Origin of the sequence: Photobacterium sagamiensis, assembly GCF_050337085.1 — a bacterium.
In the GTDB taxonomy this organism is placed as follows: Bacteria; Pseudomonadota; Gammaproteobacteria; order Enterobacterales; family Vibrionaceae; genus Photobacterium; species Photobacterium sagamiensis.
Genome location: NZ_JAKJSP010000020.1, coordinates 26,277 through 39,441 on the forward strand (window position 1 = coordinate 26,277; position 13,165 = coordinate 39,441).

Annotated in this window: 8 protein-coding genes; 7 read left to right on the forward strand and 1 reads right to left on the reverse strand. The window is 44.0% G+C overall.

Translation table 11 applies throughout. The features are described 5' to 3' along the window. Positions 1 to 38 precede the first annotated feature (38 nt). Positions 39 to 1,469 (forward strand): sugar porter family MFS transporter, encoded by a 1,431-nt coding sequence (locus L4D76_RS09605; protein WP_428440688.1) that lies wholly within the window; start codon positions 39 to 41, stop codon positions 1,467 to 1,469. A gap of 115 nt (positions 1,470 to 1,584) precedes the next feature. Here L4D76_RS09605 and L4D76_RS09610 read toward each other — a convergent pair whose 3' ends face one another. Continuing rightward, complete coding sequence (locus L4D76_RS09610) at positions 1,585 to 2,391, reverse strand: AraC family transcriptional regulator (RefSeq protein WP_428440689.1); 807 nt, start codon at positions 2,389 to 2,391, stop codon at positions 1,585 to 1,587. 281 nt (positions 2,392 to 2,672) lie between these two features. Between L4D76_RS09610 and L4D76_RS09615 the strand changes: the two genes are divergently transcribed. From L4D76_RS09615 to L4D76_RS09640, 6 genes are all read left to right on the forward strand, one after another. Continuing rightward, positions 2,673 to 3,593 carry a DUF808 domain-containing protein gene (locus L4D76_RS09615; RefSeq protein ID WP_428440690.1) on the forward strand — a complete coding sequence of 307 codons (921 nt, stop codon included), beginning with the start codon at positions 2,673 to 2,675 and terminating at the stop codon, positions 3,591 to 3,593. Positions 3,594 to 3,901: 308 nt separating this feature from the next. Further along, on the forward strand, positions 3,902 to 4,825 hold the full coding sequence (gene cscK / locus L4D76_RS09620; protein ID WP_428440691.1) for a fructokinase: 924 nt from the start codon (positions 3,902 to 3,904) through the stop codon (positions 4,823 to 4,825). Between the two features lie 316 nt (positions 4,826 to 5,141). Then, a complete protein-coding gene (gene torR / locus L4D76_RS09625) occupies positions 5,142 to 5,873 on the forward strand; it encodes a two-component system response regulator TorR (protein WP_428440692.1) in 732 nt (243 codons plus the stop codon). Positions 5,874 to 5,961: 88 nt separating this feature from the next. Beyond that, positions 5,962 to 9,021 carry a cache domain-containing protein gene (locus L4D76_RS09630; RefSeq protein WP_428440693.1) on the forward strand — a complete coding sequence of 1,020 codons (3,060 nt, stop codon included), beginning with the start codon at positions 5,962 to 5,964 and terminating at the stop codon, positions 9,019 to 9,021. A 160-nt stretch (positions 9,022 to 9,181) separates the two neighbouring features. Then, the gene (locus L4D76_RS09635) at positions 9,182 to 12,205 is read left to right on the forward strand and encodes a cache domain-containing protein (protein ID WP_428440694.1); all 3,024 of its coding nucleotides are present in this window, start codon (positions 9,182 to 9,184) and stop codon (positions 12,203 to 12,205) included. Between the two features lie 256 nt (positions 12,206 to 12,461). Next, positions 12,462 to 12,752, forward strand: a complete 291-nt coding sequence (locus tag L4D76_RS09640; RefSeq protein WP_428440695.1) for a hypothetical protein — start codon at positions 12,462 to 12,464, stop codon at positions 12,750 to 12,752. Positions 12,753 to 13,165 lie beyond the last annotated feature (413 nt).

Below are 13,165 nucleotides of genomic sequence, written 5' to 3' on the forward strand. Positions count from 1 at the left end.
AAATTAACAAAAACTTCTGAAAACTAAAGGTGAAAATTATGTCTATGCCCAATGAGGCTCAGTCTGTAGCCTATACAACAGACCAGGATGTGTCTAAAGGTTCAGTCTTCTATTTATGGTTTATTTGTCTGGTCGCTGCCTGCGGAGGCCTGTTGTTTGGGTACGATGCTGTGGTTGTTTCCGGTACTAACTCTCAGGTGCTTAAACAGTTTCAGTTTACTCCTGCAGAGTTGGGCTTTTATGTGAGCTGTGTTCTCTGGGGATGTGCGATCGGCTCAGGTGTTGCTGGTTTTATTTCTGATGCGCTGGGGCGAAAGAAGTTACTTATTCTGGCATCCATATTGATCTTTATTTCCGCAACATGGAGTGGCCTGGCCGCTTCGCCGCTACAGCTTATACTAGCCCGCTTATTGGGTGGTTTTGGCATTGGTGTTTCGACGATGGTTTGTCCTCTTTATATATCTGAGGTTTCCCCCGAAAAGTTTCGTGGGCGTATGGTAACCCTGTTTCAGTTCACCATTACAATTGGTATTGTCATGTGTGTATTCGCAAACTGGGGTATTTTCTCTTTTGCTGAATCCCATGCTGAATCTGAAAATATGTCTACGTTTTGGCGATGGTTTGCCGTTGATGAGAACTGGCGGGCAATGTTTTTCTCTGAAGCGATCCCGGGAATTTTGTTTTTAGTTTGCGCATTTTTTATTCCCGAAAGCCCACGCTGGCTTGTTAACCAGGGCCGCTCAAAAGAGGCTTTATCCATACTGACTAAGATCAATGGTTACGAAAAAGCCGAAGCAGTTTGTAAAGATATTGAAGAAGCGGTTAAAAAAGAGAGCAATGTGATATTTGGCGATCTCTTTACCCAGAGGCTTCGTAAGCCACTGATCTTATGTGTTCTTATCTGTGTATTGACCGAAGCCTCTGGTGTGTCTGTGATTTTCTATTACGGTCCGCAAATTTTCGAAGCTGCCGGTTTTGGTCTGGGTGGCTCTCTGGGGGGCTTTGCAACAATTGCGCTGGTTAATATGATCGCCACTATATTTGCGCTGAAATATGTCGACTCGGCCGGACGTAGAAAGCTACTGGGTGTGGGTACTGTTGGTTCCATTGTTTCTCATTTCGTTATTGGCTACCTGTTCCTGAATGGGATCAACGGCTGGCCAATCGTTATTGCGATCAATGCATTTGTCGCCTTCTTTGCCTGTGCTCTGGGGCCTGTAAAATTTGTTGTTCTTTCTGAAGTTTTCCCTAATCGTATTCGAGGCAAAGCCATTGCCATTGCCACTACCTGCATCTGGCTGACCAGTGCTGGTGTTGCGCAGATCTTCCCAATTATGCAGGCAAGCATGAATACAGGGTTTATTTTCTTCTGCTTTGCCATTGAATTGTTCTTCTTGCTGGCAGTGGTTAAATATATGATGCCTGAAACGAAAGGCAGAACCATTGAAGAGATTGAACGATCTTGGTAAGTGGATTCAACTGGCTATGTGAGATTAGCCTGCTTTAAACAAATGAAACTAACTTCCACCGCGGCTTTCCAGTGAAAGCCGCGGTGTCATACCTATCCCATTCCGGCCTTTACCATTAAGGCGATTTTATATTCTTAATACTCTTGAATGCCTTCGGACACATGCCGACGATTTCCTTGAATTTTTTTGAAAGGTGAAATGCATCCGAAAAACCCAACTCATAGGCGATCACCTCAAGTTTATCTTCCGTGAATTGCAATTTGTACTGGGCCTTGTTGATCCTTTTTTGCATGATGTACTGTTTCGGTGATAACCCGAACAGCTGTTTAAAAACAACAGAGAAATAAGTCCGTTCAAAACCGGCTATTTCAGCCAGTTTTTGCATTGATAGTTTTTTATCTAAATTATTATTAATGTACTCCATCACAGGTTGGAAACGGGTGATTTTATTTTGATATTTGGATATCTCTGATTGTTCCCGAACAAACATTGGTGCCATTAACTGAAGCATCAGTCCGCTGTTCATCAGGTAATTTTTTAACAACCCATCATTATACGAGGATAATAGCTTATTAAATAAATGGGTTGTTTCTTCTATGCCATCTGTTTTAAGTTCATGGAAAAAAGGCATAAAATCAAAAATGTCGATGTTTGAAATAATATTGGCGTTGAAGTGAGCCCAATAGATTTCAATATTACTTTCGCATTTTACGCTCAGTTGGCTGTAAGCGGGGATCAGGTAAAGATGCCCGGGTTTAAACTGGTAGGTTTTATTTTTTAGGAAAAGTTGCGCTTCACCACTATTAACGTAGTAAAACCGCGAGTATGGCTTCATGTGTACATCATCTTCCCATGAGGAATCAAGGTGACTGTGTGCGACGGTGATCACATCAAGCTTAAGTGATTTTATTAATTCACTCATAAATCAATCCATTTGACTTTAAAAACAGATGGTTATTCACGTTGGCGCTACGTTAACAATAAATTGCTCAATAAATCAATATGTATAAGTTCAGGTTTGATTTGATACCTGACGAGAAAAATGGGAGACAGGTTTGTTCATTAATACAAATTCAATCTTGTTTTTTATGATCAACTCAAGATCTGAATGACTAGATACAAGTTTGCGATTAGATTATATCTTAATGTGTTTATTACTATTCTTTAGGGAACACGGTTCCTTCACGTTAAGGGAGTCTCTTTGTGGCAGGTGCAAGTTTATTAACGTTACTTGATGATATAGCGACAGTGTTAGATGACGTTGCTTTGATGACAAAAGTCGCTGCGCGTAAAACCGCCGGTGTCTTAGGCGATGATCTGGCATTAAATGCCCAGCAAGTGTCGGGGGTGCGGGCAGACCGTGAGCTACCGGTTGTCTGGGCGGTGGCTAAAGGTTCATTTAAGAATAAGCTGATCCTGGTGCCTGCGGCTCTGCTGATCAGTGCCGTTGCACCATGGTTAATTACTCCGATGTTGTTGTTGGGTGGTTTGTTCCTTTGTTTTGAGGGTTTCGAGAAGGTTGCCCATAAGTTTTTGCACGGCAATGAAACAGAAAAACACGATCAGAGTGATCAACTGGCACACGTTGATATTAATATTGAAGAGTTTGAAAAAGAGAAGATTAAAGGGGCGGTCTGTACTGACTTTATTCTCTCTGCCGAGATCATTGTGATTGCGTTGGGAACCGTACAAAACCAATCTTTGACGACTCAGGTTCTGGTTGTCATCTTGATCGCCGTTGTCATGACTATTGGGGTGTATGGCCTGGTGGCAGGCATCGTGAAACTTGACGATGCGGGGTTGTATTTGGTACAGAAAAGTGAAGAAAACACCCTGAAACGGAGCGTTGGCAACGGGCTGGTCGGTGTTGCTCCTTATCTGATGAAGTCACTGGCAGTGATCGGCACTATTGCTATGTTCCTGGTCGGCGGGGGCATTGTGGTTCACAGTATTCCGAACTCTCACATCATGATCCACCACCTGACTGAATCCGTGGCAAATGTGTCGGGAGCCTCCTCCATTATTTCCGGAGCACTCAATGCGATTGTCGGTTTGGTCGCTGGTGCTTTAGTGCTCGCTGGCGTGTCGCTGGTAAAAGGAGTCATGGGGAAATTTAAACGCTGAGTTTATATTTAGAACTCGTGCTTATTTTTATGGCAGTTTACTGGCCCGTTTAAAACGGGTTCTGTCGTTTATTGATAAAGCACGCCCTTAGGTGCTAATGCCAGTCAGCTATGCTGACTGGCATTTTTTAGCGACTCACTTTCTTGCAAGCTAAGATAATTAATGGAATTGGTATAACCCAAATCCTGATAACAGTATTGCTGTTTTGATCACACATCATCTCAGACAATGCTAATTTTTTATTGCTCAGCTAAACCGTTTTAGCAATAATGTTCAGCAGTTAATAATGATTTGTCTGGAGACATAAAATGGCTCGTGTGTGGGTAACTGGTGATGCAGTGGTAGATCTTATTCCTGATGGAGAGACACATTACCAAAAATGTCCTGGCGGGGCGCCAGCGAACGTGGCGGTTGCGATCTCTCGTCTTGGTGGCGACAGTGCTTTCTTTGGTCGTGTCGGTGGTGATCCGTTGGGCCACTTTATGAAGCGAGTGCTGGCTGATGAAGGTGTTGATACCGAATGCATGTTGTTAGATGAAACGCAGCGCACGTCAACCGTTATTGTGGACTTAGACGATCAGGGGGAACGCAGCTTTACTTTTATGGTGAAGCCGAGTGCGGATCAGTTCCTTCAGCCACAAGATGTACCGAGCTTCAGCAAAGGTGAATGGCTGCATGCTTGTTCAATTGCACTGGCGAATGAGCCATCTCGTTCCACGACGTTAGCTGCGATGGCTGCGATTAAAGCTGCGGGTGGTTTTGTTTCATTTGACCCTAACCTTCGTGAAGAAGTATGGACGGATCCTGCAGAGCTCAAACCTGTTGTATTGGAAGCGGTTGCGTTGGCCGATGTAGTGAAATTCTCTGATGATGAGTTGTTATTCTTGAGTGAACAAGACGACTTACCCGCAGCTCTGATCTGGCTGAAAGATAAATACGCGTTGCCTTTGGTGATTGTGACTCAGGGTAAAAAAGGGGCGTTAGTTGTTCAGGGGCAGCAACAGCAACTGATCACCGGTAAAGCGGTCAGCCCGGTAGATACAACAGGGGCCGGAGATGCCTTTGTCGGCGGCTTGTTAGCGGGTTTAGTAACGAGTGATGACTGGCAACTACCTGAAAACTTACTGGCAGTGATTCAACAAGCCAATGCGTGTGGTGCACTGGCAACCACCGCCAAAGGTGCGATGACGGCATTACCGACAGCAGAGCAGTTAGCCGACTATTTGACGTAGCTGTTTGTCGTTATCCCGATTGGTATTACCAGGTATAGAAAGGCAAGCGAAGCTTGCCTTTTTTATGCCTGTATAAAATGTACCTGCCTCTGATAAAGGATCATTTGATGTGCAATAAATAGAACGTTCGGAATCCCCCTATAAATCACACTAAAACTGTCACAATCTCTCAATTCAGCGTGTAGAAATAGGAATAGTTTGCGAAAGGTTTATTATGTATCAGCATAATAATAAACAGACGCCGTACGGCAAGCGAAAGACAACGCATTCTGGGAAGATAATCCGGCAACAAAGCATGGCTGAATACTGAGAACCTATGACTTACAAAATTTTGATTGTTGAAGACGATCCTATTATTAGGATGAAGATTAAGGGCCACTTCGCCCAAGCGGGTTACACCGTCTTCGAGGCTGATAACGGCATTAGGATGAAAGAGATCCTGAACCGCGAGAAAATTGATTTGATCCTGCTGGATATTAACTTACCAGGAGAAGACGGAATACAGCTTGCCCGCGAGGTGAGGAACATATCTGACATTGCTATCATCATGGTCACAGGCCGAACTGACCCTATCGACCGGATTTTAGGCCTTGAAATGGGTGCAGATGACTATGTAACCAAACCTGTAGAACCACGAGAGCTGCTGGTACGTGCAAAAAACTTGTTATGGCGTATCCAGCTCACGCGTGACGCTTTAGAACAGGCAGAGGCTGCCTGGTCGCAACTGGAAAAGGATGATAGTACATTCCGGTTCCTGGACTTTGAATTTGATGTTGCTCAGCGTCAGCTGTCAAAGGGTAACGATATGGTAAAGCTAACCAAAGCTGAATATGAGTTGCTGGTAGCTTTCATCACACACCCCTGCCGGGTATTAGGTCGAGACCGGCTCCTAAACCTGATCTCTCATCGGGTTGATACACCGAGCGATCGTACCATTGACGTTTTGATCCGCCGGCTGAGAAACAAGATGGAAGAAAGCATCAAAAACCCCAAGATTTTTATCACCGTACACGGTGAGGGTTACCTCTTTGCGCCAGAGGTCGCTTAGACCCGTGAATATAACAATAAGAGCCAAGCTTTCACTCATTATGTGCGTATCATTGCTTACAATGAGTGGTTTTTTTATCACAAGCCTTATGAATACGGAAAAAACTGTTCTTGAGGCGGAACAAAGCAATGTGAGTGTTAAGGTTGCTAAATTATTGAATGATAATTTAAAGGGGCAAGTCGATACCGTTACCCGCTCCCTTTCCTATTATTATGAGAATTCGAAACTAGAAAATATCAAGGCAGAATTAGCGACTGATATCACTACGTTTAGAGACGCCATAGAAAATATTTATAACAACAGTGCTTCTGTTGTTGATGCAGAAAACAGCATTTATGCTTTTATCAATGAATACCGCTGGGATGGTGGCCGATATATCTTCGCCTATGATGCCGCGTCGGGTGTTGTCAAGGCTAATGGGAGAAAGGCCAGTGATATTGGAAGCAACCAATACAATGCTAAAGATAGCAAAGGTAACTATTATACAAGAGAAATTATCCGCGCGGCCAAAGCCAATGCTATTGGGTTTAGCCGTTATCACTTCTCAAACCCGGTAACCCAAAAAGTCGAAGAAAAACTAACGGCATCGGTTTACTTCAAACCTTTAGACTTGGTTATAGCGACGGGCGAGTACATCAGTACACTAAGGAAAGATGAACTGGAGGCGGCTCTTGATACCATCAGTTCATCTAAATACGGCCAAAATGGCTACTTTTGGGTACAGGACGAGAACGGCATGATCCTGGCTCATCCCAATTCGTCTATTGTTGGCACGATCATTTCTTCAACGACCCAAAAAGTCGCGAACAGTATAAAAGGTCGACCCGAAGCTTTTGTTAAAACATTTCACAAAAATCCAACCACCAAACTAGCAGAAAACAAATTTGTCTATGCCAGGAATATTTTCCCTGAATGGGGATGGACCATTGCTACGGGTACGTATGATAGCGACATCACTAGCATTCAAGACGGGCTGACTCGCGCTACGGCAGAAATTTTTGATGATAAAGTGTACATGAACATTGCTACTGCCGCTGTACTGCTGATTATTGCTCTGCTGGTCGCAACATGGTCGATTAATAAGATTGTTAGAGGCTTAGTGATCCTCAAAGAGCGCATTGATACCTTATCGACCGGCGAAGCCGACTTAACCTCGCGGATTGATATCACGTCACATGATGAGTTGGGCGATATTGGCAAGTCGGTAAACAACTTCATTATTTATCTGCAATCCATGACCCTGGAAATTTCGCAAGCCTCTGCCCATATCACTGACGGTATCAAGCACGCCTCCGAGACGGTCGTAAATACCCCAAAAGCCAATGACCAAGCACCGTTGGCAAAAGATGATGTTCTTGAGACACCTGGAAGTATGACAGCCGTAATAAGAAAACTGGCGGCGGGTGATCTCTCCGTCGATATTCCGCAGGGGGAGAGTGACGAGATTGGTCACCTCGCGGATGCGATATCGGTATTTAAGAAAAATGCTGTAGCCCTGCGAGAGCACCAGAATGAACTGCAAAAACTGGTAGATGAACGTACTACGCAGCTTACAGAGGCCAATAATGCACTAAACAGTGAAGTCGCGAAGCATGCAAAAGCACGTGAACAAGCGGAACAGGCCAACAAAGCCAAATCGACTTTCCTTGCCCATATGAGCCATGAGATCCGCACCCCGATGAACGGGATAATGGGGACGCTACACCTCCTTGATGATACAACCTTAAACAACGCACAAAAACACTACACTAAAACCATCCTTTCATCAGGCGAAATTCTGATGGGGGTACTCAATAATGTTCTGGATTATTCTAAAATCGAAGCCGGATATTTCGATATTAATGAAACCAATTTCCGCACCAACGCGATGGTGGGTAATGTTGTCAATATGCTTAAAGCCAGAGCCAAAGAAAAGAACATCAAACTAACCTATGCAGTCGCAAGCGATGTCCCAATTTGTTTGCATGGTGACGCCAACAAGATCATCCAAATTCTCACCAATTTAGTGGGTAACGCCATTAAATTTACGAAACAGGGAAGCGTTATAATCCGTGTGTTGATCAAGGAGCAACTGGCGGAAGAACGATTTTTGCTCATGTTTGAGGTACTAGATACTGGTAAAGGTATTCATGAAGAAAAACAGGCGGTTATCTTTGAGCCTTTTGAGCAGGCGACTCAATCAGAACGTGGTACCGGATTAGGTTTGCCTATTAGTAAGCGGTTCGCTGAGATGCTTGGCGGGGAGTTAATGGTGTGCAGTGAGCCGGATATCGGTAGCCGGTTTATTCTCACACTGCCGTTGAGTGCTGCCGAGGAGTGCGATCCAATTTCCACAGACGAGCCTGTTTCCCTTACTGTYCCGCCATTGAATATTTTGCTGGTAGAAGATAATGAAACGAATGTCCTGGTCGCTAAAGGMTTYCTGGACAAGCTTGGWCACAAGGTTGTTGTAGCCATGACAGGAGAAATGGCACAACGYGCKRTAGAGRATCATGATGTCGACATCATYTTAATGGAYATTMATCTACCAGATACTGACGGTGTTACGCTGACGGGTAAATTGAGAGAGAAAGCGAATCGCCATATACCAACTATCGCCTTTTCTGCCCATGTTTTCCGGCAAGAAATTGAATCATATCTTGAGGCCGGCCTCGATGGTTTCTTAGGAAAACCGGTACAGTTTAAGCGGATGCAGACTGTCATCGCTAATATCTATAACGGCCAATCCAGCAAGTTCGATACAGTTAGGGACATAGATCGGGACGTGGATAAGGAACCGGCAGTCACTCTTTTTGACCACTCGGTGTTGGAGGAGGACAGACAGATCCTCGGAGATGGGCTGGTACACGAGATGGTGGCTATGTTTTACGAACGCTCGGCCACCTTGATCAACGAAATAAAAATTCATAGCTCTGCAAAAGCCCTTGAGCTGCCAGTCCACAGCCTTAAAAGCTCCGCCGGAGCCATTGGCCTGATCGCCCTGAGTAAAGCCTGTGAGGAACTGGAAATAGCTTGTAAGCAAGGTGTTGATGAACTGGAGTTAACGACATTGTCAGCGGCCTTACTTGCTATCTATCCCCCTTCTRTCGACAGACTGAAAGAAGAATTTCAGGTAAAAAACAAGATAGAACGCCGAGCCTTCAGTTAACTCATAGTGTGTTTCTGATAAGCCTCATAAGAACAACGTATTTCAAATGACATGAGTACAACCAAGGTTTAGCCCCGTGAATATAACAATAAGAGCCAAGCTTTCATTCATTATGTGCGCCTCATTGCTGACAATGAGTGGTTTTTTTATCACAAGCCTTATGAATACGGAAAAATCTGTTCTTGAGGCGGAACAAAGTAATGTGAGTGTTAAGGTTGCTAAGTTATTGAATGATAATTTAAAGGGCCAGGTTGATACCGTTACCCGCTCCCTTTCCTATTATTATGAGAATTCGAAGCTAGAAAATATCAAGGCAGAATTAGCGACTGATATCACTACGTTTAGAGATGCCATAGACAATATTTATAACAACAGTGCTTCTGCTGCCGATGCAGAAACCAGTATTCATGCTTTTATTAATGAATACCGCTGGGACAATGGCCGGTATATCTTTGCCTATGATGCCGCCTCAATAGTGAACAAGGCTAACGGAGCCAACGCCAGTATTATCGGCACCAGTGCTTATGATAAAAAAGACACCAATGGCAACTATTACGCACGAAATATTGTCAGTGCAACCAAAGCCAATGCTTTTGGCTTTACCAGTTATCACTTCTTAAACCCGGTAACCCAAAAAGTCGAAGAAAAACTGACGGCATCGTTTTATTTTGAACCGTTAAACATGGTTGTTGCGACGGGCGAATACATCAGTACATTAAGGCGAGATGAACTAGAGGCGGCTCTTAATACTATCAGTTCATCTAAATATGGCCAAAATGGCTACTTTTGGGTACAGGACAAGAGCGGCAAGGTCCTGGCTCATCCCAAGGCAGAAATTATCGGTACTATCGTTCCGTCAACAACATCAAGAATTGCCGACAGAATAAAAGGCCAATCCGAAGCCTTTGTTAAAATTGCTTACGAAAATCCGACCACCAAACAAACAGAGAACAAAATTGCCTATGCCAGGAATATTTTTCCTGAATGGGGCTGGACGATTGCTACCGGCACTTATGAGAGCGACATCACTAGCATTCAAGATGGGCTGACTCGCGCTACGGCAGAAATTTTTAATGACAAAGTGTACATGAACATTGCTACTGCCGCTGTACTGCTGATTATTGCTCTGCTGGTCGCAACCTGGTCGATCAATAAGATTGTTAGAGGCTTAGTGATCCTCAAAGAGCGCATTGATACTTTATCGACCGGCGAAGCCGACTTAACCTCACGGATTGATATCACGTCACATGATGAGTTGGGCGATATTGGCAAGTCGGTAAACAACTTCATTATTTATCTGCAATCCATGACTCTGGAAATTTCGCAAGCCTCTGCTCATATCACTGACGGTATCAAGCACGCCTCCGAGACGACCGCAAACACCCACAAAGCCAATGACCAAGCACTGTTGTTAAAATATGATGTGCCTGAGGCTCCTGGCAGTATGACAGCGGTAATAAGAAAACTGGCGGCCGGTGATCTTTCTGTCGATATTCCGCGGGGGGAGAGTGACGAGATAGGCCACCTTGCGGATGCAATATCGGTATTTAAGAAAAATGCTTTAGCCTTGCGAGAGCACCAGAATGAACTGCAAAAACTGGTAGATGAACGTACGACGCAGCTTACAGAGGCCAATAACGCACTAAACAGTGAAGTCACAAAGCATGCAAAAGCACGAGAGCAAGCGGAACAGGCTAACAAAGCCAAATCGACTTTTCTTGCTCACATGAGCCATGAGATCCGCACCCCGATGAACGGGATTATGGGAACACTGCACCTCCTTGATGATACAGCCTTAGACAGCGCGCAAAAACGCTACACTAAAACCATCACGTCATCAGGCGAAATTTTGATGGGGGTACTCAATAATGTCCTGGATTATTCTAAAATCGAAGCCGGGTATTTCGACATTAATGAAACAAATTTCCATACCGAGTCGATTGTGGGCAATGTTGTCAACATGCTTAAAGCCAGAGCCAAAGAAAAGAACATCAAACTAACCTACGCAGTCGCAAACGATGTTCCCAACTATTTGTATGGCGACTCCAACAAGATCATTCAAATTCTCACTAATTTAGTGGGTAACGCGATTAAATTTACCAATACGGGAAGCGTTACAATTCGAGTGCAGCTCAGGGAGCAACTGGCGGYAGAGCGTTTTTTGCTCAATTTTGAGGTGTTAGATACTGGCAAAGGTATTCCGGAAGGAAAACAGGCCGTTATTTTTGAGCCATTTGAACAGGCGGCTCAATCAGAACGCGGTACCGGATTAGGTTTGCCTATMAGYAAGCGGTTCGCTGAGATGCTTGGCGGGGAGTTAACAGTGTACAGTGAGCCTGATATCGGTAGCCGATTTATTCTCACTCTGCCRTTGAATGCTGGYRAGGAAGGWGAACTGATTTCCACWGAYGARMCKGTTTCCCTTACTGTYCCGCCATTGAATATTTTGCTGGTAGAAGATAATGAAACGAATGTSCTGGTCGCTAAAGGMTTYCTGGACAWGCTTGGWCAYAAGGTYGTTGTRGCCATGACAGGAGAAATGGCACAACGCGCKRTAGAGRATCATGATGTYGACATCATYTTAATGGATATTAATCTACCGGATACTGATGGTGTTACGCTGACGGGTAGATTGMGAGAGAAAGCAAATCGCCATATACCAACTATCGCCTTCTCAGCYCATGTTTTCCGGCAAGAAATTGAATCATATCTTGAGGCCGGCCTTGATGGTTTCTTAGGTAAACCAGTACAGTTTAAGCAGATGCAGACTGTCATCGCTAATGTCTATAACGGCCAACCCGGCAAGCTCGATGCAGTTAGGGACATAGATCGGGACGTGGATAAGGAACCTGCCGTCACTCTTTTTGACCACTCGGTGTTGGAGGGGGACAGACAGATCCTCGGAGATGGGCTGGTACACGAGATGGTGGCTATGTTTTACGAACGATCGGCCACCTTGATCAACGAAATAAACATGCATAGCTCAGCAAAAGCCCTTGAGCTGCCAGTTCACAGCCTTAAAAGCTCCGCCGGAGCTATTGGCCTCATCGCGTTGAGTAAAGCCTGTGAGGAGCTGGAAATAGCTTGTAAGCAAGGTGCTGATGAGCTGGAGTTAACTACATTGTCAGCGGCCTTACTTGCTATCTATGCTCCTTCTATCGACCGGCTGAAAGAAGAATTTTAACGAAAAAAAACAAGGGTGAATGCCAAAGTATTTTACTGTTTAATGGCATGCCCTTGTTTTTTGGTTATCGCTTAACGATAAGAGATATTCGTTAAGCAATAAGCCTATTTATATAACACAGTAAAGCGACCCCCAATGAAATTGCCTTTCGTTACTAACCAGAAAGGGAAGCTCGTTCATATTCTTACATTTTTTTGTAATACTTGTTCAAAAAAACAATGCATTATGAATATAAACTGATCATAAATCTAATTATATGTACGCAGAAATCAGAATCGATACAACCAATGAGATCTCACTGGTTCACAATGGCAACCAGAGCAATTTCATTATTGTTAGAATTGATGGCCAGAACGAAGGTGATATACGACAGAATTCCGTGGATTTACTCTACAGCTTAAAGTTCAGGGCGACTCTCGTTAAAGCAAGTGTCATTTATGCCTTTATTCAAGCTGTCACTCTGTCTGTTCGTAGTATTCATAGTCAACAGCCGCTTGTTGAGCTTGACGAGATAATTCAATTGCGATGGGAACTGTTCAGAGAATAGATCCGCTATAAAAAGGCCTTGCAGAAGGTTCTGTTGCAAACTGCGCCATGGCTATCAATTTCCAGCAAACACTGTTTTTCAGATGCAATTAGGCTGTAGGTACATAGAACTGTTCACTACATGTCATACCTTCAGTATCGATCTTCTATGAAATCAGATGTACCTCAAAATTGTCGCTCAGGCAGCAGACTTAAGGGTTTGTTTATTCCCTCTTTGACATGCTGCACTTACTGTTAGTTTGTCCTGATTTTTTCTGTATTATCAAAGCACCTCTCATAATTAAACATCTCTTACGCCTCGACAAAACGAACTGATTTACATCTAACTAACTGATGTTTATGCAACAAAGCTGGTGTGCAATAGCGGGAAGGGCAATCTGTTCATATTTTTACGCATTTCTTTAATACTTGTTC

Coding starts and splice junctions, on each gene's coding strand:
- L4D76_RS09605 (WP_428440688.1), top strand. CDS start 39: ATGTCTATGCCCAATGAGGCTCAGTCTGTAGCCTATACAACAGACCAG.
- L4D76_RS09610 (WP_428440689.1), bottom strand. CDS start 2,391: ATGAGTGAATTAATAAAATCACTTAAGCTTGATGTGATCACCGTCGCA.
- cscK (WP_428440691.1), top strand. CDS start 3,902: ATGGCTCGTGTGTGGGTAACTGGTGATGCAGTGGTAGATCTTATTCCT.
- torR (WP_428440692.1), top strand. CDS start 5,142: ATGACTTACAAAATTTTGATTGTTGAAGACGATCCTATTATTAGGATG.
- L4D76_RS09640 (WP_428440695.1), top strand. CDS start 12,462: ATGTACGCAGAAATCAGAATCGATACAACCAATGAGATCTCACTGGTT.